The following is a 26,049-nucleotide window of genomic DNA, read 5'->3' as shown; positions in this document are numbered from 1 at the left end:
AGCTGCTGCTCATGACTGCTCGCACGCTGAATCTCGACGACGCCCTGTATCAATACCTGCTTGATGTTTCCCTGCGCGAAACGCCACTGCTCAAGCGCTTGCGCGATGAGACCCAGGCGCTGCCGATGGCGCGCTGGCAGGTAGCGCCGGAGCAGGGACAGTTTCTTGCCTTGCTGGTGAAGCTGACGGGGGCCAGGCGCTTGCTTGAAGTCGGCACCTTTACCGGTTATAGCGCGCTGTGCATGGCGGCGGCATTGCCGGCTGACGGTTCGCTGATTTGCTGTGATATCCCCGGCGACTACAACGCCATCGCACGGCGCTACTGGCAGGAAGCGGGACTCGCCGGGCGGATCGACCTGCGCCTGGCGCCCGCACTGGAAACCCTCGCCGAGCTTGAGCGGCAAGGTCAGGGCGAGCAGTTCGACCTGGTGTTCATCGATGCCGACAAGGCCAACTACCCGCGTTATCTGGAGCATGCCCTGCGTTTGCTGCGGGTCGGCGGGCTGGTGCTGTTCGACAACACCCTGTGGAGCGGGCGCGTGCTTGAGAGCAACCCCGAGAGCGCGGACACCCGGGCGATCCAGGCGCTCAACCTGGCGTTGAAGGATGACGTGCGGGTGGATCTGTCGTTGTTGCCGTTGGGTGACGGGCTCACACTCTGCCGCAAGCGCTAGAACCCTGAACCCTGAACCCTGTGGGAGCGAGCTTGCTCGCGAAGGCGGCATGTCAGTCAACCAGGATGTTGAGTGTGCTGGCCTCATCGTCGGATCGCCGCCCGGAGCAAGCTCGCTCCCACAGGTTTTTATGTTTCAGTGATAACGTTACCTAGCAGCCGACACCCGCCACACCTTGTTCCCCACATCATCAGCCACCAGCAGATCGCCCTGCCGGTCGATCACCACGCCCACCGGGCGGCCCATGGCTTCTTCCTTTTCGTTGAGAAAACCGCTGAGCACTTCAATCGGTGTCCCCGCAGGTTTGCCTGCGCTGAACGGCACGAAAATCACTTTGTAGCCACTGTGGGGGTTACGGTTCCAGGAGCCGTGCTGCCCGATGAAGGCTCCTTGGGTGAAGGGCGGCGGCAGCTTGCTGTTTTCAGCGAAGGTCAGGCCCAGTGATGCCGTGTGTGGGCCGACGGCATAGTCCGGAGCGATGGCCTTGGCCACCAGGTCGGGGTTTTGCGGTTCGACGCGAATATCGACATGCTGGCCGTAGTAACTGTACGGCCAGCCATAGAACGCGCCGTCCTTGACCGAGGTGATGTAGTCCGGGACCAGGTCGCTGCCGATTTCATCCCGCTCGTTGACCGCGGTCCACAGCGCGCCACTGCGCGGCTCCCAGGCCATGCCGTTGGGGTTGCGCAGGCCGGAGGCGAAGATCCGCTGCTGGCCGGTGGCGCGGTCCACTTCCCAGATCGCTGCGCGACCTTCTTCCTTGTCCATGCCGTTTTCCGCGACGTTGCTGTTGGAGCCCACGGTGACGTAGAGCTTACGGCCGTCCTTGCTGGCGATGACGTTTTTGGTCCAGTGGTGGTTCAGTGGGCCGCCCGGCAAGTCGACCACTTTGACCGGCGGTGACTTGATCTGCGTATCGCCACTTTCATAGTGAAAGCGCAGCAGGCGATCAGTGTCGGCCACATACAAGTCCTTGCCGACCAGGGTCATGCCGAAGGGCGAGTTGAGGTTTTGCAGAAACACCGTGCGGGTTTCCGCGACGCCGTCGTGGTCCTTGTCGCGCAGCAAGGTGATGCGGTTCGCGCTGGGCACGCGAGCTCCGGCGCGCCCCATGACTTGCTTCATGACCCAGCCGCGAATGCCTTTGCCGTCTTCGGGTTTGGGTGGTGCGTTGGTTTCCGCCACCAGCACGTCGCCGTTGGGCAGCACATAAAGCCAGCGGGGGTGATCCAGGTCTTCGGCAAAAGGGGCTACTTGAGTGCCCGCGGCGGCGACGGGTTTCGCGCCCTGTGGCCAGCCGATGGCCGGGGCGATGTTCACAGTTGGGAGCAGGGTCTTGTTGGGGGGCGGCAGTTGGGGTGAAGGGCCGGTGCCGTCGGAGACTTGCAGGCCGGCGGTCTCACTGCAACCGGCGAGCCCTCCGCAGATCGCGATAACGAGAACGAGCGGGGGCGTGCGCATACGGGTTTCCCTATGAGTGCCTTGTTCTAATCATAGAGACGCGTTGTCGTCCAATGGTTCAACCCCTAGCCACGTGCTTCCTTGAACAGCACCGCAATGCCGGGGTGATAGTTGCCGGCTTCATTGCGCAACTTGCGGTAGGCATACGGGAAATACCAGGCGACCGCGCAGGTGTGTTCCTTTTGCAGGTCGTCGACCATGTCCTGGAGTTCCTCCGGTGTCGCGCCTTGCTGGGCTTTTTGCGGGGCGACGAACAGGCAGCCGAGTTTCAGGTCGCTGGCGTGGCTCAGGCGCTTCGCATCGCTGGCGATGTCGAGCAGGGCCTGGCTCAGATTGAGGCTGTTGACCCGTGGCCAGCGCTGGCTGGTCTGGATGTAGGCGCGGGTTTCGGGCGAGGCGAGGAACAGGTCGGCGCGGCTGTTGCGTTCGCCTTCTTCGGTCTGCTTGCGGGTGGGCGTCTGTTGCAGTGTGACCATCTCGGCCATCCAGGCGGCGGCAGACAGCAGTCCGAGATTGGCTTTTTCGTCGTGCCAGTAGGGGGTGTCGCCATCACCGCGGACGGCGTTATAGCGGTCGATGCATTCGAACCAGCGCTCGAGCACAGGGCGCAGGAATTCCAGCTTTGGATTGCTGATGATCATGCCTTGCATGGGCTCACCCTTGTTATTGTGTTGTGAGGTTGTGGCTCTTTGATATCACTGCTGAGAGCGAGGCACAAGATTGACGTCAGTTTTTTGAGTGACGACAGTTATTCGGCCGATGGCCTCCCGGCTTTAATTGACGCTCCACCCCCAACCCTCTAACCTTCGCGGCTTGTTTCAGGTGCTCTGTGACTTGGGTCGACAGAGTGAAACAGGGAAGCCGGTGAGCGAGTTCTTCTGTTGGTCGAAGACCCGCAATTCCGGCGCTGCCCCCGCAACGGTAAATGAGTGAAAACTGTGTCTGATGCCACTGTGTCGATTCGATGCGGGAAGGCGCGCAGTCTGGCTACGCGCCACTCATGAGCCCGGAGACCGGCCTGATTCATCCAGCGGCATCACGGTGGGCGATGCCAGGCTTGTTGCCTTCTATTGCTGTGCCTGCCCGCCGTTATTCCTGTCTCAACGGAGAGCTCCCCCATGACTGATACCCCCGATCGTGACGAACGCCACCTGGCGCGCATGCAGCGCAAAAAAGCCGTGATCGACGAGCGCATCGCCAATTCCCCGAACGAGTGTGGTCTGTTGCTGGTGCTGACCGGTAACGGCAAGGGCAAGAGCAGTTCGGCCTTCGGCATGCTCGCCCGCGCCATGGGGCACGGCATGCAATGCGGCGTGGTGCAGTTCATCAAGGGCCGCAACAGTACCGGCGAAGAGTTGTTCTTCCGGCGCTTTCCCGAGCAGGTGCGTTTTCATGTGATGGGCGAAGGGTTTACCTGGGAAACCCAGGACCGTCAGCGCGACATCGCTGCCGCCGAAGCAGCGTGGGCGGTGTCCCGGGAACTGCTGCGCGATCCGTCCATCGGCCTGGTGGTGCTGGATGAGCTGAACATCGCCCTCAAGCACGGCTACCTCGATCTCGATCAGGTGCTCAGCGACTTGCAGGCCCGGCCGCCGATGCAACACGTGGTGGTCACCGGGCGTGCCGCCAAGCCGGAAATGATCGAGATGGCCGACACGGTCACCGAAATGGGCATGATCAAGCACGCCTTTCAGGCCGGGATCAAAGCGCAGAAAGGCGTCGAGCTGTGAACCAGCCTCGCCATTGCCCGGCGGTTCTGATTGCCGCGCCGGCCTCCGGCCAGGGCAAGACCACCGTCACCGCGGCGCTGGCCCGGTTGCATCGCAATCAGGGGCGCAAGGTCCGTGTGTTCAAGTGCGGCCCCGACTTTCTCGATCCGATGATCCTCGAACGTGCCAGCGGTGCACCGGTGTATCAACTGGACATGTGGATGGTCGGCGAGCAGGAGAGTCGCCGGTTGCTGTGGGAAGCCGCCGCTGAAGCCGACCTGATCCTGATCGAAGGCGTCATGGGGCTGTTCGACGGTACGCCGTCGAGCGCCGATCTGGCGCGGCATTTCGGTGTGCCGGTACTGGGTGTGATCGACGGCACCGCCATGGCCCAGACCTTCGGCGCACTGGCCCTGGGGCTGGCGCGTTATCAGCCGGACTTGCCGTTCGCCGGCGTGCTGGCCAACCGCGTCGGCACGCTGCGCCACGCGCAATTGCTCGAGGGCAGCCTGACTGAAGGATTGCGCTGGTACGGCGCGCTGTCCCGGGAAACCGGGATTGAACTGCCGAGCCGACACCTGGGGCTGGTTCAAGCCAGTGAGCTGAACGATCTCGACCTGCGCCTCGATGCGGCAGCCGATGCCCTGGCCAACAGTTGCGAGGTCGCGCTGCCACCGGCCGTCGAGTTCGCCGCCCCCGATGTCATCGTCGCCGAACCGCTACTGGCCGGTGTGCGCATTGCCGTGGCCCGTGACGAAGCCTTTGCGTTCACCTACGGTGCGAGCCTGGATTTGCTGCGGGCGATGGGCGCCGAGCTGTCATTCTTCTCGCCGATCCGCGACCGCCAATTGCCGGAGGCGGACAGCCTGTATCTGCCGGGCGGTTACCCGGAGCTGCACCATGTCGCGCTGGCGCAAAACACCGCGATGCTCGAGGCGATCCGCGCCCACCACCAGGCGGGCAAACCCTTGCTTGCCGAGTGTGGCGGCATGCTGTATCTGCTCGATTCCCTGACCGATGTCGAGGGCACTCGCGCGGAACTGGCGGGCTTGCTGGCCGGTGATGCGGTCATGCAAAAGCGTCTGGCGGCGCTGGCGCTGCAAGCGGTGGAACTGCCGGAAGGTCCGCTGCGCGGGCACACCTATCACCATTCGCTGACCAGCACTGAACTGGCGCCGATTGCCCGGGGCGTGAGCCCTAACGGCGGGCGCGGCGCGGAAGCGGTTTATCGTGAGGGGCGGATGACTGCCTCTTATGTGCACTTTTATTTTCCGTCCAATCCCACGGCGATTGCCGCGCTGTTTGCGCCGGACCTTGAGGCCGCCTTCGCGAGCAAGCCCGCTCCCACAGGGGATTGCATGTCTTCAGGCAGCTCACTTTTAAATGTGGGAGCGGGCTTGCTCGCGAAGAGGCCATGACAGACAACGCATTCACCGAAGCCGAACGCGCAGCGGTCTACCGCGCCATCGGCGAGCGCCGCGACATGCGCCACTTCAGTGGTGGCAGCGTCGAGCCCGAGTTGCTCCAGCGCCTGCTTGAAGCTGCGCATCAGGCACCCAGCGTCGGCCTGATGCAGCCCTGGCGCTTCATCCGCATCAGTGATCGCGCCTTGCGCGGGCAAATCCAGGCCCTGGTGGAAGAAGAGCGCATCCGCACCGCCGAAGCCCTCGGCGAGCGTAGCGACGAATTCATGAAGCTCAAGGTGGAAGGCATCAACGATTGCGCCGAGGTCCTGGTCGCCGCACTGATGGACGACCGCGAGCAGCATATCTTCGGTCGCCGCACCTTGCCGGAAATGGACATGGCCTCGCTGTCCTGTGCCATCCAGAACCTGTGGCTCGCGTCCCGCGCCGAAGGGCTGGGCATGGGCTGGGTGTCGCTGTTCGAACCCCAGGCACTGGCGGACCTGCTGAAGCTGCCGCCGGGAGCCAAACCGCTGGCGGTGCTGTGCCTGGGACCGGTAAAGACGTTCTACCCGGCGCCGATGCTGGTGCTCGAAGGCTGGGCGCAGGCGCGTCCGCTGCATGAATTGCTTTATGAGAACTATTGGGGAGTGAGTCAATGAGTGTGGCGTTGTTGAGTGTCGCCGCGGTTGCGCTGGATGCGCTGCTGGGTGAACCCAAACGCTGGCATCCGCTGGTGGCGTTCGGCCGTTTTGCCGATCGCATCGAGCAACGTTTCAACGGCGGCGGTCGCGGCTGGCGCAGCCATGGCGTCACCGCGTGGGTGATCGCCGTGCTGCCGCTGGTGCTGTTGGTCACGGCATTCTCCTGGGCGCCTTACGTCGGCTGGATCGTCGAGATTCTCGCGCTCTATTGCGCCCTCGGCATGCGCAGCCTCGGTGAACACGTCACGCCGGTGGCCAAGGCCTTGCGTGGCGATGATCTGGATGAAGCACGCAAGCGTGTGAGTTATCTGGTCAGCCGTAAAACCAGTGACCTGGATAAAACCGAAGTCGCCCGTGCCGCCACCGAGTCGGTGCTGGAGAACGGCAGCGACGCGGTGTTCGCCGCGTTGTTCTGGTTTGCCGTGGCCGGTGCGCCGGGCGTGGTGCTCTATCGCCTGAGCAATACGCTGGATGCGATGTGGGGCTATCGCAATGAGCGCTTCGAACGATTCGGCTGGGCGGCGGCGAAGATCGACGACGTGCTCAATTACATTCCAGCGCGTCTGGTGGCACTGACGTATGCGCTGCTGGGCAAAACCCGGCTGGCGTTGAAATGCTGGCGCACCCAGGGCCCGACCTGGGACAGCCCGAACGCCGGCCCGGTGATGGCGGCTGGGGCGGGGGCCCTTGGCGTCGAATTGGGCGGCGCGGCGATTTATCACGGCGAACTGCACCAGCGTCCGCAACTGGGCGAAGGTGTGCCGGCGGACGCCGACTCCATTGACCGGGGCTGGCAACTGGTCCAGCGCGGGGTATGGTTATGGCTGCTGATTCTCTGCCTGGGGGCTGAATTTTATGCTTGAGCACGGTGGCCGATTGCGCAGGGCAGCGCTCGAATATGGCATAGATGAAGCCGACTGGCTGGACCTGTCGACGGGCCTTGCGCCCTGGCCGTTCCCGGTGCCGGATATTCCGCTGCGGGCCTGGGCCCGTTTGCCGGAGGCGGACGATGGTCTGGAACAGGCCGCCTGTGATTACTACGGCACCTTGCAGGCATTGCCGGTGGCCGGTTCGCAAATGGCGATCCAGCTGCTGCCGCGATTACGGCGGGCGGGCAAGGTGGGTGTGTTGTCGCCCTGCTACGCCGAGCACGCCGAAGCGTGGCGTCGCAACGGCTATATCGTGCGGGAAGTGCTGGAGCAGGAAGTCGACTTCTTTCTCGACAGTTTCGACGTGCTGGTGGTGGTCAATCCGAATAACCCCACGGGCCTGAGCCTCACCCCCAGTCGGCTGCTCGACTGGCACACGCGACTGGCCCAGCGCGGTGGCTGGCTGGTGGTGGACGAAGCGTTCATGGATAACACGCCGCAACTGAGCCTGGCGCCGTTTGCCCATCAGGTCGGGCTGATCGTCTTGCGCTCCTTCGGCAAGTTCTTCGGCCTGGCCGGTGTGCGCCTGGGGTTTGTGCTGGCCGAGCGCAAGTTGCTCAAGTTGCTGGCAGAACAAGTGGGGCCCTGGGCCGTGAGCGGGGCAACCCGGGTAGTGGGGCAGGCCTGCCTGCGCGATACCGAGGGGCAAACGCGGCAACGGCTGCGCACCGAAGAGGCCAGCGAGCGCCTGGCGTCGTTGCTGCAGCAACACGGCTTCGAGCCCCAGGGCGGCTGTGCGCTGTTCCAGTGGCTGATCACCGAGCGCGCCGAAACACTGAATGAGTTCATGGCCCGGCGCGGCATTCTCCTGCGGTTGTTCACGCACAACAGCAGCCTGCGATTCGGCCTGCCCGGTGACGAAGCTGCCTGGGTGCGACTGGCGCAGGCATTCGAAGATTTCGCCAAGGAAAACCAATGACCACGCTGATGGTGCAGGGCACCACGTCGGATGCCGGTAAAAGCACGCTGGTGACTGCGTTGTGCCGTTGGGCCACGCGTCAGGGCGTCAGGGTAGTGCCGTTCAAGCCACAGAACATGGCACTCAACAGTGCGGTGACCGCCGACGGCGGCGAGATTGGCCGTGCCCAGGCGGTTCAGGCCCAGGCCGCGCACCTCGAACCGCACACCGACATGAATCCGGTATTGCTCAAGCCCAACAGTGACACCGGTGCCCAGGTGATCATCCATGGCCGCGCCGTAACGACCATGAACGCCGTCGCCTATCACGACTACAAAAGCATCGCCATGCAAGCGGTGCTGGCCTCCCACGAGCGCTTGAGCGCGGCCTATCCGCTGGTGATGGTTGAAGGTGCAGGTTCGCCGGCAGAAATCAATTTGCGTGCCGGCGACATCGCCAACATGGGCTTCGCCGAAGCGGTGGATTGTCCGGTGTTGCTGATTGCCGATATCAATCGCGGCGGGGTTTTCGCCCATCTGGTGGGTACCCTCGAACTGCTGTCGCCGAGCGAACAGGCGCGGGTCAAAGGCTTCATCATCAATCGTTTTCGCGGTGACATCGCGTTGCTGCAACCCGGTCTCGACTGGCTTGAAGAGCGCACCGGCAAACCGGTGATGGGTGTGCTGCCCTACGTGATGGATCTGCACCTGGAGGCCGAAGACGGCATCGATCAACGCCAGACCGATAAAGTCGAACGGGTGCTGAAGGTGGTGGTGCCGGTGCTGCCGCGCATCAGCAATCACACCGATTTCGATCCACTGCGCCTGCATCCGCAAGTGGACCTGCAATTCATCGGGCCCGGCCAGGCGGTTCCGCCCGCCGACCTGATCATTCTTCCCGGTTCGAAAAGTGTCCGCAGCGACCTCGCGTACCTGCGGGCCAACGGCTGGGAAACCTCGATTGCCCGGCATCTGCGTTACGGCGGAAAACTGCTGGGGATCTGTGGCGGCCTGCAGATGCTCGGTGAGCAGGTGCATGACCCGTTGGGCCTCGAGGGCGCGCCGGGTTCCAGCGCCGGTCTGGGGCTGCTGGCGTTCCAGACCCGGCTCGAACAAGAGAAACAGCTGCGCAATGTGTGCGGTCGCCTGGCGCTGGAAGATGCGCCGGTATCAGGCTATGAAATTCATGCTGGCGTGACCACCGGCCCGGCCCTGGAAAACGCCGCCGTGCAACTGGATGACGGCCGCTGCGACGGTGCGCAAAGTGCTGACGGGCAGATTTTCGGCACCTACCTGCACGGGCTGTTCGAATCGCCGGCGGCGTGCAGTGCGCTGTTGCGCTGGGCGGGTTTGCAGGAGGTGCAGGACGTGGATTACCACGGCTTGCGCGAGCGCGATATCGAGCGGCTGGCGGATCTGGTGGAGAAGCATCTGGATACTTCTCTGCTGCGTCGGCTCTGTGGGTTCTGAGGTGGCTGTTGCGGCCCCATCGCGAGCAAGCTCGCTCCCACAGGTTACGAGGTGTACTCAAAATATATATTCAGCCTGGATCAATTGTGGGAGCGAGCTTGCTCGCGATGAGGGCCGTCGCCTCCCCGAAGATTTTAAGGAATAAGCAATGCTCCAACTGATCCTCGGCGGCGCCCGCTCCGGCAAAAGTCGCCTGGCTGAAAAACTCGCCATCGACAGCGCCCTGACCGTGACCTACATCGCCACCAGCCAACCACTGGATGGCGAGATGAGCGAGCGGGTCGCCCATCACCGTGCCCGTCGTCCTGCCGAATGGGCACTGATTGAGGAACCGCTCGAACTGGCCCGGATACTGCGTGAAAGCGCCCGTGCCGACCACTGCCTGCTGGTGGATTGCCTGACCCTGTGGCTGACCAACCTGCTGATGCTCGACGATGCCGAGCGCTTGCAAGCCGAGCGTGATGCCTTGCTGGACTGCCTGGCGTCGCTGCCGGGTGAAATCATTTTTGTCAGCAACGAGACCGGAATGGGTGTCGTGCCGCTGGGCGAATTGACTCGCCGCTATGTCGATGAAGCCGGTTGGCTGCATCAAGCTCTGGCTGAGCGGTGTCAGCGTGTCGTCCTGACCGTTGCCGGCCTGCCCCTGACTCTGAAAGGAACTGCGTTATGACTCAATCCTGGTGGCTGAACCCGTGCAGGCCGGTCGATACCCAAGCGCTCGAACAGGCCCGGGCGCGGCAACAGCAACTGACCAAACCGGCCGGCTCCCTCGGTCAGCTGGAATCGGTGGCGGTGCAACTGGCGGGATTGCAGGGGCGGGTCAAGCCGAGTCTGGAACAGGTGTGGATCGCGATATTTGCCGGCGACCACGGCGTGGTCGCCGAGGGCGTGTCGGCGTATCCCCAGGAAGTGACCGGGCAGATGCTACTCAACTTCGTCAGCGGCGGTGCGGCGATCAGCATATTGGCGCGGCAACTGGGCGCTTCCCTTGAGGTGGTGGACCTTGGCACGGTGACGCCGTCGCTGAACCTGCCGGGTGTGCGTCATCTGAACGTCGGCCCGGGCACGGCGAATTTCGTACAGGGACCGGCCATGACCGAAGCCCAGGGACAACTCGCTTTGCAGGCCGGCCGTGACAGCGTGCAGCGGGCGATGGCCAGCGGTGCGCAGTTGTTCATCGGTGGCGAAATGGGCATTGGCAACACCACCGCTGCCAGCGCCCTGGCCTGTGCCTTGCTCGATTGCCCGGTGGGCCATTTGACCGGGCCTGGCACCGGGCTCAACGCCAAAGGTGTGAGCCACAAAGCCCAGGTGATCGAGCGTGCCCTGGCATTGCATGGCGCACAGCGTGGCGATGCCTTGCAGACCCTGTTCAACCTCGGTGGCTTCGAGATTGCCGCGCTGGTCGGTGCCTATCTCGCCTGCGCTCAAGAAGGTGTCGCGGTGCTGGTGGACGGCTTCATCTGCAGTGTCGCTGCGCTGGTCGCGGTGCGCTTGAATCCTGAATGCCGTCAGTGGCTGATGTTCGGTCATCGCGGCGCCGAGCCGGGGCATCGTCATGTGCTGGAAACCCTGGATGCGCAACCCTTGCTCGATCTGGGCCTGCGGCTCGGTGAAGGCAGTGGCGCGGCATTGGCTGTGCCGCTGTTGCGCCTGGCGTGCGACCTGCACGGGCAGATGGCGACCTTCGCCGAAGCCGCCGTGGCAGATCGTCCGGCATGACCCTGCGCGTGGATCTGTTGCGACACGGTGAAACCGAATTCGGCGGTGGCTTGCGCGGTAGCATCGATGATGCCTTGACCGACACGGGCTGGGCGCAGATGCGCGCCGCCGTGGTCGGGCAGGGGCCATGGGACCGGCTGGTCAGTTCGCCGTTGCAGCGTTGTGCGCGGTTTGCCGAGGAACTCAGTGCACAACTGGGGGTGCCGGTGCAATTGGATAAAGACCTGCAAGAGTTGCATTTCGGCGCCTGGGAAGGGCAGAGCGCGGCGGCGCTGATGGAAACCGACGCGCAGGCGCTGGGCTTGTTCTGGGCCGATCCTTACTCGTTCACGCCGCCTCAGGGCGAGCCGGTTGCGGACTTTTCGACACGGGTGCTGGCAGCGCTGCAGCGTTTGCACGCGACCTGTGCCGGTGAGCGCATTCTGCTGATCAGCCACGGCGGGGTGATGCGCCTGTTGCTGGCACAAGCTCGCGGGCTGCCGCGAGAGCAATTGCTCAACGTTGAGGTCGGGCATGGCGCGCTGTTTTCGCTGACGATGGAGTCCGCTGGTTTGTTGAAGGAAGTGCTCTGACCATGTTGCCATTCTGGATCGCCCTGCAATTTCTCAGCAGCCTGCCGATTCGCCTGCCCGGCATGCCTGAGCCTCGGGAGCTGGGACGGTCACTGCTGTTTTATCCGCTGGTGGGCTTGCTCTTTGGCGTGATTCTGTGGGCAGTGAACTGGCTGTTGCAGGGGACGCCGGCGTTGCTGCACGCGGCGTTGTTGCTGAGCGTTTGGGTACTGCTCAGCGGCGGGTTGCATCTCGATGGCCTGGCGGACAGCGCCGATGCCTGGCTCGGCGGTTTTGGCGACCGTGAGCGTACGCTGACCATCATGAAAGACCCGCGCAGCGGACCGATCGCCGTGGTGACGCTGGTGCTGGTGTTGTTGCTCAAGTTCACTGCGCTACTGGCGCTGATCGGGCAACCGAATTCGCTGGCATTGGTCATCGTGCCGTTGATCGGTCGCAGCGCCTTGCTCGGCTTGTTCCTGACCACACCCTATGTGCGTGCCGGTGGTCTGGGGCAGGCCTTGGCCGATCATCTTCCGCGTGTGGCGGGCAGGTGGGTGTTGGCTGGCAGTGCACTGGCTTGTGTGCTGATTGCCGGTTTGAGTGGTGTGGTGGCGATGGTGTTGGCGGTTCTCGGGTTTGTCTGGTTGCGGCAGGTGATGCTGCGGCGGCTCGGTGGAACGACTGGCGATACGGCAGGGGCGATGCTGGAGTTGCTGGAAGTTGCAGTGCTGGTAGGCTTGGCGCTGGTCTGATTGGGTTGTGTTGAGCGTTCCGGCCTCTTCGCGAGCAGGCTCGCTCCCACATTGGAATGCGATCAACTGTGGGAGCGAGCCTGCTCGCGAAAGCGATTTTCGGGACACCGCCTGACCACTGAACAAACCCCATGCCACTTGATTTAACCGACTCGCGGGTATATACACGCACCATGCTCGATTCCCAATGTTTATGCATCAACCTGCGTCGCGCCGCCCGTGGCGTCAGCAGGCATTACGACGGCGCTCTTGACGGCTTCGGGATCAACGTTGCGCAGTATTCTTTGCTGTGCAATCTGCAGCGTCTGGATCAGCCGAGCATTTCAACCCTGGCCGAGGCCATGGGCCTGGATCGCAGCACCTTGGGGCGCAATTTACGGGTGCTGGAGGGTGACGGCCTGGTGACGCTGGTCGAGGGCGAAGACATGCGCAACCGCATCGTCCTGCTGACCGAGGCCGGGGCAGAGCGTCTCAAGGCGGCCTTGCCGGCCTGGGAGGCCGCACAGCAGCGCTTGATCGATCGCCTGGGGGCCGAGAAGCGCGAAACCTTATTGAAGCTGCTGGACGAACTGGCGTGACGCCGGTTTTTCCGATCATAAGCGGGTATATACCCGCTACCGGAGAACAACAATGACATCGATGTGGCGTACGTGCGGTTGGGTTCTGTTGGGGAGTGCGCTGATCCTTGCGTTGTCTCTGGGGGTTCGACATGGCTTCGGGCTGTTTCTGGCGCCGATGAGTGCCGAGTTCGGCTGGGGTCGTGAAGTCTTTGCCTTCGCCATCGCCTTGCAGAACCTGATCTGGGGCCTCGCCCAGCCATTCACCGGCGCGCTGGCCGACCGCTTCGGTGCAGCGAAAGTGGTGCTGATCGGTGGCATCCTGTACGCAGCGGGGCTGATTTGCATGGGGCTCTCCGATTCTGCAGTGACCCTGTCCCTGAGCGCCGGCCTGCTGATCGGCCTCGGGCTGTCCGGCACGTCGTTCTCGGTGATTCTGGGTGTGGTCGGCCGCGCCGTACCGCCGGAAAAGCGCAGCATGGGCATGGGGATCGCCAGTGCTGCCGGCTCGTTCGGCCAGTTCGCAATGTTGCCCGGCACGCTCGGGTTGATCGGATGGCTTGGCTGGTCCGCGGCGTTGCTCGCGCTGGGTTTGCTGGTGGCGCTGATCGTACCGCTGGTGAGCATGCTCAAGGACAAGCCGTTGCCCGTCCTGGGCCACGAACAAACCCTTGGCGAAGCACTGCGTGAAGCCTGCTCGCATTCCGGATTCTGGCTGCTGGCGTTCGGCTTTTTTGTCTGCGGATTCCAGGTGGTGTTCATCGGTGTGCACTTGCCGGCCTACCTGGTGGACCAGCATCTACCGGCCACGGTCGGCACCACGGTGCTGGCGCTGATCGGCCTGTTCAACATTTTCGGCACCTATACCGCCGGGTGGCTCGGCGGGCGCATGTCCAAACCGCGTTTGCTCACCGGTTTGTATTTGCTGCGGGCGGTGGTCATTGCGTTGTTCCTGTGGGCGCCGGTGACCACCACCACGGCCTACCTGTTCGGCATGGCCATGGGCTTCCTGTGGCTGTCGACGGTGCCGTTGACCAACGGTACGGTGGCGACCTTGTTCGGCGTGCGAAACCTGTCCATGCTCGGTGGGATTGTTTTCCTGTTTCACCAGCTTGGTTCGTTTCTGGGCGGCTGGCTGGGCGGGGTGGTGTATGACCGAACCGGGAGTTATGACTTGATCTGGCAAGTGGCAATTCTCTTGAGCCTGTTGGCCGCCGCCCTCAACTGGCCGGTGCGTGAACGGCCGGTGGCGCGCCTGCAAACACAAATGAGTGCGACATGAACAGCCTTTGGCCACGGATCGCTGTAGCCGCCGTCTGCGCCTTTTTGCTGGCGTTGTCGTGGTGGGGCTGGCATCAGGGCGGGCTGGCGCTGATGCAGTTGGGCATGGGTGCTTGCTAGTGAGCGGCGAGGGCGAGTAACGTCGCTTTTGACGAATTATCAAGGATGCTCGAGATGCTCAAGCGCTGGTGTGCTGTTCCCGCGTTGCTGATGACGTTGTCCGGACTGGCCTGGGCCGCTGACTGTCCGGAGGTGCTGCAGGGCTCGCTGCCGAAGTTGCGGGCCAAGGAGTCCATCGACCTGTGCCAGCGTTACGCCGACAAACCGCTGGTGGTGGTCAATACCGCCAGTTTCTGCGGCTTCGCACCGCAGTTCGAGGGCCTTGAGGCACTCAATCAGCGCTACAAGGAGCAAGGGCTGGAAATACTCGGCGTGCCGTCAAACGACTTCAAGCAGGAGTCCAAGGACAGCGCCGAGACTGCGAAAGTCTGCTATGCCAACTACGGCGTGACCTTCACCATGACTGAGCCACAAAGGGTTCGTGGCGACGATGCGACGCACTTGTTCAAAGTCCTCGCCCGTCAAACCAGTGCGCCGAAGTGGAACTTCTACAAGTATGTGGTGGATCGCCAGGGCAAGGTGATCGCCAGTTTCTCCAGCCTGACCAAGCCGGATGATCCCGAGTTCATCGCCGCGGTAGAAAAAGCCCTGGCTTCGGCACCGCTTGCTTCTGCCCCCTGACGTTCGGCCTCGTTGTTTGGTGGTGCACGCGTTCCCTTGTAGGAGCTGCCGAAGGCTGCGATCTTTTGATCTTGCTTTTGCGTTGCTGAAGATCAAAAGATCGCAGCCTTCGGCAGCTCCTACAGATTTTTCGAAATCCGTGTTCCGCGGGATTCCGTGAAGAACCAAAAAAAAGCCCCGCCTCTGTGAAGAGAGCGGGGCTTTTTTGATTCCGATGGCGAGCGGTTCAGGCTCGCCGGGAATCATCAGAAGCGGTAGGTTGCACCGAGACCGAAACCGTTCGCGTAGTTTTCATACTTGGCGTTGTAGGTCTGGCCACGGTCGTTGCTGTTGTTGACCTTGACCGACTCTTCGCGCAGGTACGAATACGCCAGGTCGATGGTCAGGTCGTCGGTCGGACTCCAGCCGGCGCCCACGCTGAAAATCTTGCGATCGCCCGTCGGGATGCGCGGAGAGCGATCGACGTTGTTGGTCGGTGCCTGGTCAACGGACAGGCCGGTACGCAATACCCATTGCTTGTTCAACTGGTAGGACGCGCCGATGGCGTGAGCCCAGGTGTCGTGCCAGTTCTGTTCTTCGGTGATGGTGCCGAACTGACCGTTCAGAACGGCCGGAACACCTTTGTTTTCGACGGTGATTTCTTTCAGGCGGCTCCAGCGGGTCCAGGTGCTGCCTGCGTACAGAGTCCACTTGTCGTCGAGCTGGTGAGTGACCGAGAAGTCCACCGATTCAGGTGTGGTCAGGTCCAGCGAAGCGTCGTATTTCTGATTCGGGTTCTGGCCGATCAGGCCCAGCACGCCGTAGTTGACCTTGGTGTTGCCTTCGAGCTTGTACTTCACTTTCGAGTGGTAGGTCAGGCCAACGCGCGTGCTGTCGGTGGCTTGAACCAGCACGCCGATGTTGTAGCCCAGCGCGGTGTCGTCACCTTCGATCTTGACCTTGCCATCTGGCTGGGACTGGGTGATCGACAGGTTCGATTCCAGGGTGCCGTCGATGCGGTTGATGGTCGGGCCGAAACCGATGGAGACCTTGTCGTTGAAGGCGTAGCTGACAGTCGGTTGCAGGGTGACGATTCTGACTTCGCTCTTGCTGCCGAAGTAGCGGCCGGCAAAGTTGTTTTCGTAGTCGGTGACCAGACCGAATGGTGCGTACACGCCGATACCGAATGCCCAGTGGTCGTCGATTGGTTTGACGTAGTAACCCATCGGGACGCCCATGAAGGGGACCATGTCACCCTTGTTGGTGCCGCTGTTCGGACTGGAGCTGGCGTCACTGATGTCAGTGTGCGCGTCGATGAATGCAACACCGCCGGTCACTTGTTCGCGCTTGATACGGGACATGCCGGCAGGGTTGCCAGCAATGGTGGATGCGTCGTCGGCAGAGGAAGATCGCCCGGCAAAACCTGTCCCCATCCCGCTGATGCTTTGTTCGTTGAGGGCAAAGCCACTTGCAAAGAGCTGGGTGGATGCCAGGGTAACGGCGAGGCTAAGGGTGGTTTTGAGCATTACTTTTTTCATTATTAGAACTCCTGGTGATCACCGGGGCGAAAATTACCAACATTTTCGTCCGGGCGCCATAGGCTGTATGCCTTGATTTAGAGCGGTTTTGTAGGACAATCAGACCAAAATCGCGACTTGTTACGCGATGTTTGGATCCAGAAATATCAGCAGGCTACCTGATTCAGGGGTGAAACACAGGTTTGCCAGGCGCTGGTGAAATCACGCAGACGCCCTTGGGGCTGAAATGTCTGGCGCCAGATCCTGGCCATGCCCAACAGATCATCAGGGGAGGGGAGGGGGGTATTCTGTTCTTCCACCAGCAGCCAGGCGATGGCTGTGGCGTAACGCAGGTTGACGGTCAACTCGAGGTGCGGGCCGCTCAGAAACGCATGTTGGCTGGCCAGGCCGCGGACCAGGCTTGCACGCTCCGGATCAAGGGCCAGGTAATGGTCCCAAAGGGCCTGGTGGCGGGGCTCGGCGATGCGGTACAGGCCGTGCCCACGGCGGTCATGCAGGGCGGAACCAAGGGCTGACTGGCTGGCGGCAATGCCCAGCAGCAGGGATTCGGCAGTAGCGCTATGGCGTCCGAGGTAGATCAACGTCGGACGAATCACATAGCGGCACAGTTCGCTGGCAGCGATACCCATAAAACCCTCGAAACCTGAATTGGACGGCGATACCTGAAGGGGGCTTGGCAGCTGTGAATCGGTTCAGGCTCGCCGCAAGCGGGTCAAGCCGCTTGAGTTGAAGTGTAGTGTCATATTCGCGCTGTAAAGGACTGTTTTTAAAATATTTCCAGCGACCAGTTATAACCCTTATATCGGATCGTGCTTAGTCGTGGTTCGAGTGCAGGGAAACATCGGGCAATAAAAAGCCCTGCTTTTCGGGCAGGGCTTTCGGGTTTTTCAGCCTTTCTGGCGTTTCAGGCAACCAGGGCCTGACGGGTACGCTCGATCACGGCCTGCAGCGGCTCGGCGCTGGAGTATTGATCGGGGTACAGGCGTTCGCTGTGACGAGCGATGCCATGTTCGTTGACCAGGGTGAAGCTGAAGCAGCCTTTGCGAGCGGCCATGATCAGGCAGTTCATTGGTGCAAAAGCGTTGGTTAGGGTGCGAATGGCATCCTGAGTGTGGATTTGAGTAGACATTATTGGTGTTCCTACAAATGACACGGATAAGAACCGTGCAACGTTAAAACGTTCCAGTAACGTCGATCACCATTGATCGAACGAAGAACCCGACTGGAACAAAGCAGCCAGTTTGAAGCGCTGATAAGTTGGCGCGCTTGGGCTGGCAGGTAGGTACTTAGGAGGGCAGGCAACACATCGAGGGCAAAGGTTCTGGGCCCGGGGTGAAGATCCTGATCAATTTGCAGGTTGGTTCGAGCAGAGTAGGCAGGCGGAGCAACACCCTTTGCTTTCGATTCAAAGGTCGTGTTGGCGCAAGATTTACCTGGAAACCATCGAGGTGGTCGATCCCGCTTGTTCGGTGGAGGCTTCCGTCGGGAAGGCTGACCGGGGGGATTTGTTCGACCAGAATTGACTTTCAGCTTGGTACTAACGCCGCGGATACTAACGGATTGAACTGGACAAGGGAAGTGTGTTAGCAAAAAAACTTCCCGGCAGGTGCTCGATCGGGCTGTTTTGTCTCGCAGATAAGCGTATGCAGCGGCGGCGCCTTCGATGGTACGCCCTGTAGCAGAACAAAATCCGACCATCGGTCATCGACGTTGGTAGCAACGCAGCCGTCTAAACACTAGGTTTGCCAGGGCTTATCCCCAGCCATGACCAAAAAACGCGCCGAAAAACTGCATTGATATAACCGCCGCAAAGGCACTTGTGCACATTAGTTGCAGAGTCTGTCACCCCGCTGTCATCTCCCGTTCAAGCGCAATGACTGCCTGTAACCAAAATTTAAGTCAATGAAAAACATCGCTTTTTTTTACTGGTGAAAAAATCGTCAGTTTGACTGCGAACCCCATTCCACAGGGCTTTGAGCGGGTTCAAGGACGGTTGTCCACTGAGTTATCCACAGCTTCTGTGGATTGTCCCGAGCGCTTGCTCTAGGACGGGCGTGCCGGGACATTTTCAGCTTTACCTGTAAGAAAAAGAGAGTAAAGTTGCGCGCCTTCCGATCTGCCCCACAGTGCTTTATGAAGTTTCGCTCAGCCCCTGTTTCCTCTACCTCCACACCAACCACTGTTGCCCCTACCAAGCGCTTTTCCATGCGCGTGGCAGAGTGGCTGTTGGACAGTCCGCACCTGGGCGAAAACCCTAGCGTCAAACACATCGCCGGACGTCTGCTCAAGCAACCGGCCCGTGAGGGCGTGGTGGCTGCGCAAAGTCGCCTTGGCCAGCTGATGTGCCGCGAATGCGGGAATGCCCGGGACCGCCGTATCGGTCAGGACCTGCTGCGTCAGGCCGCTCGGGCTGGCGATCGCCGCGCTCAACAGGAACTGGGGCTGATCGAAGACTGAGCTGTCCAAGACCGGACGCCTTGGTTAACCTTCAGGCTTTATCCGAATGGCAGGAGTGGCTATGGCAATGGACTTGACCAGCGTATTGCTGGGTCTGGCAGCGGCAGGGTTGCCGTTGCTGGTATTGGCCTGGCAACTTCAGCGTCGGGCCAGCACCACGCAGTCAGACGTTGCACTGCTGCAGGAACGCCTGGCCATGGCGCAACTGGCGCAGGACGGCTTGAATGCACAACTGGAGTCCAGCCGCGATGAAATCGCTGATCTGACCCAGGCCAATTCCGCCAAACAGGCTGATCTGGCTGCATTGCGTCGTGAAGTCGAACTGCTGCAGATCGAGCGCGACGACGCTCGGGATGCGGCCCATGCGTGGAATATCGAGCGCGCCGGCAAAGATGCCGAACTGCGCCGTCTGGATGCCCAGGCCGCGTCACTCAACGCCGAATTGCGCGAACAACAGGACAGCCACCAGCAACGCCTTGACGACCTGCAAGGTTCGCGGGACGAATTGCGCGCGCAGTTTGCCGAGCTGGCGGGGAAGATTTTCGATGAGCGCGAGCAGCGTTTTGCCGAAACCAGCCAGCAGCGCCTGGGGCAGTTGCTCGATCCGCTCAAGGAGCGCATCCAGTCCTTCGAAAAGCGTGTCGAGGAAAGCTATCAGAACGAGGCTCGTGAGCGTTTCTCCCTGGCCAAGGAACTGGAGCGCCTGCAACAGCTGAATTTGCGCTTGAGCGACGAAGCCACCAACCTGACCCGCGCCTTGAAAGGGCAGAAGACCCAAGGCAATTGGGGGGAACTGATCCTTGAGCGCGTGCTCGAGCATGCAGGGCTGGAGAAGGGCCGCGAGTACCAGACTCAGGTCAATCTCAAGGGACCGGATGGCGAGCGCTTCCAGCCGGACGTGATCATCTATCTACCGGGCGACAAGCAGGTGGTGGTCGACTCCAAGGTCAGCCTGACGGCCTATCAGCAATACGTCGCGGCTGAGGACGAGGCCATCGGCCAGATCGCCATCAAGCAGCACGTGCTTTCATTGCGCAATCACGTCAAAGGCCTGGCCGGCAAGGATTACAAGCGCCTCGATGGCTTGCACAGCCTGGATTTCGTGTTGCTCTTCGTGCCGATCGAGGCGGCGTTTTCTGCCGCGTTGCAGGCTGAGCCGACGCTGTTTCAGGAGGCATTCGACCGCAACATCGTGATCGTCAGCCCCACCACGTTGTTGGCGACCCTGCGTGTCATCGACAGTCTGTGGAAACAGGAACGCCAGAGCCAGAACGCCCGGGAAATCGCCGAGCGGGCCGGGTGGCTGTACGACAAGTTCGTGCTGTTCATTCAGGATCTGGACGAGGTCGGCAATCGCCTGCAGCAACTGGACAAGGCCTACAGTTCGGCACGCAACAAGCTGACAGAGGGGCGTGGCAACTTGGTCAGCCGCAGTGAACAGCTCAAGCTGCTGGGCGCACGGGCGAGCAAGAGCCTGCCGGCGGATTTGCTGGAGCGGGCAATGACCGATGTCGATGGGTTGGTCGAATTGCCGGAGTAGCTGAAAAGCATCGTCGGAACGCCGCCCGGAGCAAGCTCGCTCCCACAGTTGACCGCGTACCCCTGTGGGAGCGAGCTTGCTCGCGATGACGGCAGTCGCGCCACCGCAAAGGTCAATTCTTGAGCGCTACAACGGCAAATACCGACTCAACAACGCTCGCAACGCCGCCGGTTTCACCGGTTTGGCCAGGTAATCCAGCCCTGCTGCATGTACCTTGTCGACCGTCTCCGGCCGGCCATCGGCGCTGATCACCACACCAGGAACCGGCTCGCCCATTTGCGTGCGCAACCAGGCCATCAGATCGGTGCCGGTTTCGCCATGATCGAGGTGGTAATCCACCAGCGCCAATTGCGGGCGCATACCTTCGCCCAGCAGCGTTGCGCACTCCTCGCGATTGCGTGCGGTCCAGACCTGGCAACCCCAGCGGCTGAGCAAGCTGTTCATGCCGATCAGGATGCTGTCCTCGTTATCGATGCATAGCACCTGTGCGCCATTGAGCAATTTGCCATTGAGCTCGGCGACTTTGACCGGCGCTGCGGTTTGCGCCCTGGCCAGCGGTACGCTGACGCTGAACACGCTGCCCCGCCCGGGCCAGGAGCGCACGCGCAAGGTATGACCGAGCACGCGACATAGCCCGTCGGCAATCGCCAACCCCAGGCCGAGGCCTTTTTCGGCCCGTGTCTGGTGGCTGTCGAGGCGCTTGAACTCTTCGAAAATCACCTGTTGTTTATCTTCCGGAATACCCGGCCCGCGATCCCAGACTTCCAGGCTCAATGCTTCCTTGTGCCGGCGAACGCCCAGTAGTACCGGCCCTTTGCCGTAGCGAAACGCATTGGTCAGGAAGTTCTGCAAAATTCGCCGCAGCAGTTTGATGTCGCTGTCGACCCGCAGCGTGCTGCCGCGAACGCGGAACTCCAGGCCTTGTTCCTGCGCCAGCACCTTGAACTCTGTACCGAGGGTGTCGAACAGTTCGTTGAGCGCGAACGGTTGGCGATTCGGGTTGATCTTGCCGTTCTCCAGGCGGGAGATGTCCAGCAGGTCGCTGATCAGGTCCTCGGCCGAGCGCAGCGAGCTGTCCAGATGCCCGACCAGTTTCTGCACTTCACCGGAGAGTCCATCGTGCTGATGGGAGAGGGCGGCGGAGAACAGGCGCGCCGCATTCAACGGTTGCATCAAGTCATGGCTGACGGCCGCAAGGAAACGGGTCTTGGACTGGTTGGCCGCCTCGGCGGTGCCCTTGGCTTCGGTCAGGGCGACGTTGAGCTGCGACAATTCGTGGGTCCGTTCGGTGACCCGTTGCTCCAGGCCTTCGTTGGCTTCGGTCAGCGCCTGCTCGGCTTCGCGGAACGCGGTGATGTCGGTGAAACTCATGACGAAGCCGCCGCCCGGCATTGGGTTGCCGATCAACTCGATGACCCGGCCGTTGGGGAACAGGCGCTCGGAGGTATGCGCGCGGCCCTGGCGCATCCAGTGCAGGCGACGCGCGACGTGAACTTCGGCTTCGCCGGGGCCGCACAGGCCGCGCTCGGCATTGTGGCGAATGATGTCGGCGATCGGCCGACCGACACTGATCAAGCCGTCCGGGTAGTTGAACAACTCCAGGTAGCGACGGTTCCAGGCCACCAGTTTCAGCGACTGGTCGACCACGCTGATGCCCTGGGTGATGTTCTCGATGGCGCCTTGCAGCAAGGCGCGGTTGAATTGCAGCACCTCCGAGGCTTCGTCGGCGATGCGCACGACGTCTTCCAGTTGCATCTCCCGGCCTTCAATGGCGGCTTTTACCACCGCGCGGGTCGAAGAGGCACCCAGCACACCGGCCAGCAGGCGTTCGGTATGGGCGATCCATTCCCCGTCAGCGTTCTGGCTCGGGTTGAAGCCTTTGCCCTGGCGATAGGCAAAACGGATGAAGCTCTGACGGGCGCGCTCTTCGCCGACGAAGCGCGCCGCCAGCTGCAGCAGGTCGTCGATCTGCACCGCCAGCATCGAGCGTGCGCTGGGGCGGGCACTGATTTCCTGGCCGATGAAGCGGCCCGCCTGCCAGTGCTCGGAAACCCGGGTACGCGACAGCACCGAGACCCAGGCGAACAGCGTGAAGTTGCCAGCCAGCGACAGCACTACGCCCTGGGTCAGCGGGGTGATCGGCAGGTTCAGTGGATTGCTGTGCAACCAGGCCAGCCCAGGGAATGTGCTCAAGGAAAGGCCGAGGCTGAGGGCGGCAATCGGCAGGATCAAGGTGTAGAACCACAGGAAGGTGCCTGCGGCGAGGCCGGCGAAAACACCGCGGCGGTTGGCCTGTTTCCAGTACAGCGCACCGAGCATGGCGGGGGCCAGTTGGGTCACGGCGGCGAAGGCGATCTGGCCGATGGTCGCCAGGCTGGCGGTCGAGCCCAGCAGGCGGTAACTGACGTAGGCCAGCAGCAGAATGACCACGATGCTGACGCGGCGCACCGACAACATCCACTGGCGGAACACTTCGAACGGGCGCTCGGCGTTGTTGCGACGCAGCAGCCAGGGCAGCAGCATGTCGTTGGACACCATGGTCGACAGCGCCACGCTGGCCACGATCACCATGCCGGTGGCCGCCGAGGCGCCACCGATAAACGCCAGCAGGGCCAGCGCCGGATGCGCCTGCGCCAGGGGCAGGCTGATGACGAACGAGTCCGGCAACACCGAACTGGGCAGCAGCATCTGGCCGGCCAGGGCGATCGGCACGACAAACAATGCAGCAAGGGCGAGGTAGGCCGGAAATACCCACTTGGCCAGGCGCAGATCCTGGGGGTCGATGTTCTCGACAACGGTCACGTGAAACTGCCGCGGCAGGCAAATGATCGCCATCATCGCCACACCGGTCTGCACCACCATCGACGGCCAGTTGATGGTTTCCTTCCAGTACTGTTCGAGACGCGGCGCCAGCATGGCCTGGTCGAACAGGTCGTCGAAACCGTCGTACAGGCCGTAGGTCACGAACGCGCCGACCGCGAGAAACGCGAACAGCTTGACCAGTGACTCGAAGGCAATGGCCAGCACCATGCCACGGTGGTGCTCCGTGGCGTCGAGGTTGCGGGTACCGAAAACGATGGTGAACAGCGCCAGCACCAGCGACACGATCAGCGCCGTGTCCTGGGCCCGGGTGCCCATGGCGTCAGCGCCGGCGCCGATCAGCAGGTTCACGCCGAGCACAATGCCTTTGAGTTGCAACGCGATGTAGGGCAGCACGCCGACCAGGCAAATCAGCGCCACCACCACCGCCAGCGACTGGGATTTGCCATAGCGCGCGGCGATGAAGTCGGCGATCGAGGTGATGTTCTCCTGTTTGCTGATCATCACCATTTTCTGCAGGACCCACGGCGCGCCGACCAGCAACAGGATCGGCCCGAGGTAGATCGGCAGGAACGACCAGAGCTGTTCGGCGGCCTGGCCCACGGCGCCGAAGAACGTCCAGCTGGTGCAATAGACCGCCAGCGACAGGCTGTACACCCAGGCGCGCACACGCGGCGGCAAGGGCGCGCTGCGACGATCGCCATAGAAGGCGATGGCGAACATGATGGCCATATAGGCCAGGGCGACGACGGCAATCAGCCCGGTGGACAGCGACATGGGGACTCCAGACAAAAGACACCCGGACCTCCCGCCCGGACAGACAGTCTCGCACGACCGCCAGCGTTAGTCAGTGTCGACCAAGGTCGTGGCGTGGCGGGGTGTCGCAGGGGATTTTGCAGTGTCTGGACTGGCCTCATCGCGAGCAAGCTCGCTCCCACAGGGGGGCGGCGAACACAGGGTAAATGTGGGAGCGAGCTTGCTCGCGATGGGGGCCTCACTGACTGAATGCAATCTCGATCAATCGATGCAGCTCTTCAACCTCCAGCGCGGCCTCGGAAAACAGAATGCGGAAAACGATGGGGGCGGCGATCAGGTTGATCAACCGATCGACACCCGGCACGGGCTCGTTGGGGAAACGGTCGAGGATAGTCTGCAACTGCCCGCCAATGATCGTCGCGCAGTAACTTGGCTTGAGCGCCGCCTGTACGTCGCGCAGCATGTTGCGGCCAGGTTCGGAGCTCATTTCGTCCAGGTACTGTTCCGCCCAGGCTCGAATATCGCCGCGCAGGCTGCCGGTGTGGGTGGGGTCGTTGTCGGGCTGCATGCGGGCGAGGGCGACGTCGGCCAGCAGCGCCGACAAATCACCCCAGCGACGATAGATGGTCGAGGGTGTAACGCCTGCGCGCGCAGCAATTTGCGGCACGGTCAGGCTGGCGCGGTCTTGCTCCTCGAGGAGTTGACGCACGGCCGAATGAATCGACTCTTGTACCCGCGCGCTGCGTCCGCCCGGGCGTAAGGTGGGAGCTGTCATCCTGGGGTTCCTGTAAAAGCCATGCCTCGGACCTTAACACAAAGAATTTGCTTTAAGAGGGATCCGGTAGCACACTCCGCAAAAGCAAAAACTTAGCTTTTGTGGAGCCCGCCTATGTCCAGTTCTCATTCAAACCGTGCCAGCCTGTGGTTTCTTGCCGTTACCTTGCTCAGTTTCCTGGCGGCCTCCACGGCGCCGACGCCGCTGTATCACCTGTATCAGGAGCAGATGCAGTTTTCGGCCGCGACCCTGACCCTGATTTTTGGCGTGTACGCCCTCAGCCTGTTGGTGGCGTTGCTGACCGTTGGCTCGCTGTCGGATTACCTGGGGCGCAAACCGGTGATTTTCACGGCGGTGGTGCTGAATATCCTGGCGATGCTGCTGTTTATTCACGCCGACAACGTCACCTGGCTGATCAGTGCCCGAGTCCTGCAGGGTTTTGCCACCGGCATGGCTACCGCGGTGCTGGGCGCAACGCTACTGGATACCGACCGAGAACGGGGGCCGCTGGTCAATAGCGTTGCGCCCTTGACCGGTATGGCCATTGGCGGGTTGGGCTGCGGTGTGTTGGCCGAGTTCGCCCCGGCGCCGTTGCACCTGACGTACTGGCTGCTGCTGGCGTTGTTTGTGATGCAGGCGTTGTATGTCTGGCGCTTGCCGGAAAGCGTCTCGCGGCAGGCCGGGGTTTGGGCCTCATTGCGACCGACTCTGCACGTACCGCTGCAGGCGCGTTCGACTTTGTGGCGGGTGCTGCCGCTCAATACTGCCCTGTGGGCCCTCGGCGGTTTCTACGCTTCCCTGGCGCCTTCGTTGGTGCGCACGGCCACAGGCTCGACCTCGAACATGATCGGCGGGGCGACCGTTGCCGCCTTGACCTTGACCGGTGCGCTGATGATCTACAGCATGCGCAACCGACCCGCCGGCAAGTCATTGTTATTGGGCGCCAGCCTGATGCCTGCGGGTGTCGTGATGATTTTGCTGGGTGTGCGCAGTGCAAGCCTGCCGCTGTTCTTCCTTGGCACCCTGGTCGCAGGCTGTGGTTTCGGCTCCGGTTTTCTTGGCACCTTGCGTAGTCTGGTGCCGTTGGCCTTGCCCCATGAGCGTGCCGGGCTGGTGTCGACGTATTACGCACTGAGCTATCTCGCCTTCTGCCTGCCATCGCTGCTGGCCGGGAACCTGAGCCGGACCCTCGGTTTGGTGGCGACCGTCGACGGCTATGGCGTCGTGTTGATTCTTCTGGCCCTTGGCGCTTTGGCAGGTTTGATGCGCCCGCGTTCAGGCAGGGCATGCGAGGTCAATTGAATATCTATGTAATAGATAACATATAGAG

At 62.0% G+C, this 26,049-nt stretch carries 25 protein-coding genes and 1 riboswitch; of the genes, 18 read left to right on the top strand and 7 right to left on the bottom strand.

Features of this window, described 5'->3' with window-relative positions:
• Nucleotides 1–11: 11 nt before the first annotated feature.
• On the top strand, nt 12–674 hold the full coding sequence (locus tag AC07YV_RS24695; RefSeq protein WP_102701789.1) for an O-methyltransferase: 663 nt from the start codon (nt 12–14) through the stop codon (nt 672–674).
• Nucleotides 675–821: 147 nt separating this feature from the next.
• Here AC07YV_RS24695 and AC07YV_RS24690 read toward each other — a convergent pair whose 3' ends face one another.
• Complete coding sequence (locus tag AC07YV_RS24690; RefSeq protein WP_102701788.1) at nt 822–2,135, bottom strand: PQQ-dependent sugar dehydrogenase; 1,314 nt, start codon at nt 2,133–2,135, stop codon at nt 822–824.
• Nucleotides 2,136–2,200: 65 nt separating this feature from the next.
• A complete protein-coding gene (locus tag AC07YV_RS24685; RefSeq protein ID WP_015096166.1) occupies nt 2,201–2,785 on the bottom strand; it encodes a hypothetical protein in 585 nt (194 codons plus the stop codon).
• Between the two features lie 153 nt (nt 2,786–2,938).
• Nucleotides 2,939–3,171: riboswitch (cobalamin riboswitch) on the top strand.
• A gap of 82 nt (nt 3,172–3,253) precedes the next feature.
• Here AC07YV_RS24685 and cobO point away from each other — a divergent pair.
• The 14 genes from cobO (at nt 3,254) to AC07YV_RS24615 (ending at nt 14,854) form a co-directional block, all read left to right on the top strand.
• Entirely contained in the window at nt 3,254–3,865 is a 612-nt protein-coding gene (gene cobO / locus AC07YV_RS24680; protein ID WP_007984541.1) for a cob(I)yrinic acid a,c-diamide adenosyltransferase, read from the top strand.
• Nucleotides 3,862–5,262 carry a cobyrinic acid a,c-diamide synthase CobB gene (locus tag AC07YV_RS24675; RefSeq protein ID WP_102701787.1) on the top strand — a complete coding sequence of 467 codons (1,401 nt, stop codon included), beginning with the start codon at nt 3,862–3,864 and terminating at the stop codon, nt 5,260–5,262. Before cobO ends, AC07YV_RS24675 begins: the two co-directional genes overlap by 4 nt.
• A complete protein-coding gene (gene bluB, locus AC07YV_RS24670; protein ID WP_102701786.1) occupies nt 5,259–5,909 on the top strand; it encodes a 5,6-dimethylbenzimidazole synthase in 651 nt (216 codons plus the stop codon). Before AC07YV_RS24675 ends, bluB begins: the two co-directional genes overlap by 4 nt.
• Complete coding sequence (gene cbiB, locus AC07YV_RS24665) at nt 5,906–6,814, top strand: adenosylcobinamide-phosphate synthase CbiB (RefSeq protein ID WP_102701785.1); 909 nt, start codon at nt 5,906–5,908, stop codon at nt 6,812–6,814. Before bluB ends, cbiB begins: the two co-directional genes overlap by 4 nt.
• Nucleotides 6,807–7,799 carry a threonine-phosphate decarboxylase CobD gene (gene cobD / locus AC07YV_RS24660; protein ID WP_102701784.1) on the top strand — a complete coding sequence of 331 codons (993 nt, stop codon included), beginning with the start codon at nt 6,807–6,809 and terminating at the stop codon, nt 7,797–7,799. The genes cbiB and cobD overlap by 8 nt, the downstream gene beginning before the upstream one ends.
• A complete protein-coding gene (locus tag AC07YV_RS24655; RefSeq protein WP_102701783.1) occupies nt 7,796–9,247 on the top strand; it encodes a cobyric acid synthase in 1,452 nt (483 codons plus the stop codon). The genes cobD and AC07YV_RS24655 overlap by 4 nt, the downstream gene beginning before the upstream one ends.
• Before the next feature lie 148 nt (nt 9,248–9,395).
• Entirely contained in the window at nt 9,396–9,917 is a 522-nt protein-coding gene (gene cobU / locus AC07YV_RS24650) for a bifunctional adenosylcobinamide kinase/adenosylcobinamide-phosphate guanylyltransferase (protein WP_102701782.1), read from the top strand.
• The gene (gene cobT / locus AC07YV_RS24645; RefSeq protein WP_102701781.1) at nt 9,914–10,969 is read left to right on the top strand and encodes a nicotinate-nucleotide--dimethylbenzimidazole phosphoribosyltransferase; all 1,056 of its coding nucleotides are present in this window, start codon (nt 9,914–9,916) and stop codon (nt 10,967–10,969) included. The genes cobU and cobT overlap by 4 nt, the downstream gene beginning before the upstream one ends.
• Nucleotides 10,966–11,541: an alpha-ribazole phosphatase family protein gene (gene cobC / locus AC07YV_RS24640; RefSeq protein WP_102701780.1), complete on the top strand. Its 576-nt coding sequence runs from the start codon at nt 10,966–10,968 to the stop codon at nt 11,539–11,541. The genes cobT and cobC overlap by 4 nt, the downstream gene beginning before the upstream one ends.
• Nucleotides 11,542–11,543: 2 nt before the next feature.
• The gene (locus tag AC07YV_RS24635; protein WP_102701779.1) at nt 11,544–12,275 is read left to right on the top strand and encodes an adenosylcobinamide-GDP ribazoletransferase; all 732 of its coding nucleotides are present in this window, start codon (nt 11,544–11,546) and stop codon (nt 12,273–12,275) included.
• A 173-nt stretch (nt 12,276–12,448) separates the two neighbouring features.
• Complete coding sequence (locus AC07YV_RS24630) at nt 12,449–12,853, top strand: MarR family winged helix-turn-helix transcriptional regulator (protein WP_046037619.1); 405 nt, start codon at nt 12,449–12,451, stop codon at nt 12,851–12,853.
• A 52-nt stretch (nt 12,854–12,905) separates the two neighbouring features.
• On the top strand, nt 12,906–14,114 hold the full coding sequence (locus AC07YV_RS24625) for an MFS transporter (protein WP_102701778.1): 1,209 nt from the start codon (nt 12,906–12,908) through the stop codon (nt 14,112–14,114).
• Nucleotides 14,111–14,233 carry a hypothetical protein gene (locus tag AC07YV_RS24620; RefSeq protein ID WP_493724789.1) on the top strand — a complete coding sequence of 41 codons (123 nt, stop codon included), beginning with the start codon at nt 14,111–14,113 and terminating at the stop codon, nt 14,231–14,233. The genes AC07YV_RS24625 and AC07YV_RS24620 overlap by 4 nt, the downstream gene beginning before the upstream one ends.
• Before the next feature lie 54 nt (nt 14,234–14,287).
• Nucleotides 14,288–14,854, top strand: a complete 567-nt coding sequence (locus tag AC07YV_RS24615; RefSeq protein WP_102701777.1) for a glutathione peroxidase — start codon at nt 14,288–14,290, stop codon at nt 14,852–14,854.
• 245 nt (nt 14,855–15,099) lie between these two features.
• Here AC07YV_RS24615 and AC07YV_RS24610 read toward each other — a convergent pair whose 3' ends face one another.
• From AC07YV_RS24610 to AC07YV_RS24600, 3 genes are all read right to left on the bottom strand, one after another.
• Nucleotides 15,100–16,371, bottom strand: a complete 1,272-nt coding sequence (locus AC07YV_RS24610; protein WP_102701776.1) for an OmpP1/FadL family transporter — start codon at nt 16,369–16,371, stop codon at nt 15,100–15,102.
• Nucleotides 16,372–16,517: 146 nt separating this feature from the next.
• Nucleotides 16,518–17,000: a hypothetical protein gene (locus AC07YV_RS24605; RefSeq protein WP_102701775.1), complete on the bottom strand. Its 483-nt coding sequence runs from the start codon at nt 16,998–17,000 to the stop codon at nt 16,518–16,520.
• 275 nt (nt 17,001–17,275) lie between these two features.
• Complete coding sequence (locus AC07YV_RS24600; protein WP_007898912.1) at nt 17,276–17,500, bottom strand: hypothetical protein; 225 nt, start codon at nt 17,498–17,500, stop codon at nt 17,276–17,278.
• A gap of 1,004 nt (nt 17,501–18,504) precedes the next feature.
• On the opposite strand from AC07YV_RS24600, the gene AC07YV_RS24595 reads away from it, so the two are divergent.
• Nucleotides 18,505–18,828 carry an SEL1-like repeat protein gene (locus AC07YV_RS24595; protein WP_102701774.1) on the top strand — a complete coding sequence of 108 codons (324 nt, stop codon included), beginning with the start codon at nt 18,505–18,507 and terminating at the stop codon, nt 18,826–18,828.
• Nucleotides 18,829–19,003: 175 nt separating this feature from the next.
• A complete protein-coding gene (locus AC07YV_RS24590) occupies nt 19,004–20,368 on the top strand; it encodes a DNA recombination protein RmuC (protein WP_167399541.1) in 1,365 nt (454 codons plus the stop codon).
• A 126-nt stretch (nt 20,369–20,494) separates the two neighbouring features.
• On the opposite strand, the gene AC07YV_RS24585 is transcribed toward AC07YV_RS24590, so the two are convergent.
• Both AC07YV_RS24585 and AC07YV_RS24580 read right to left on the bottom strand, forming a co-directional pair.
• A complete protein-coding gene (locus AC07YV_RS24585; protein ID WP_102701772.1) occupies nt 20,495–23,965 on the bottom strand; it encodes a hybrid sensor histidine kinase/response regulator in 3,471 nt (1,156 codons plus the stop codon).
• 217 nt (nt 23,966–24,182) lie between these two features.
• A complete protein-coding gene (locus AC07YV_RS24580; protein ID WP_102701771.1) occupies nt 24,183–24,719 on the bottom strand; it encodes a TetR/AcrR family transcriptional regulator in 537 nt (178 codons plus the stop codon).
• Nucleotides 24,720–24,833: 114 nt separating this feature from the next.
• On the opposite strand from AC07YV_RS24580, the gene AC07YV_RS24575 reads away from it, so the two are divergent.
• Nucleotides 24,834–26,021 (top strand): MFS transporter, encoded by a 1,188-nt coding sequence (locus AC07YV_RS24575; protein ID WP_102701770.1) that lies wholly within the window; start codon nt 24,834–24,836, stop codon nt 26,019–26,021.
• The last annotated feature ends 28 nt before the right edge of the window (nt 26,022–26,049 follow it).

It is taken from the genome of Pseudomonas sp. GW456-E7 (assembly GCF_059424105.1).
The sequence above is the reverse complement of the archived record's forward strand: the minus strand, read 5'-3'. Positions and strand labels throughout refer to the sequence as shown.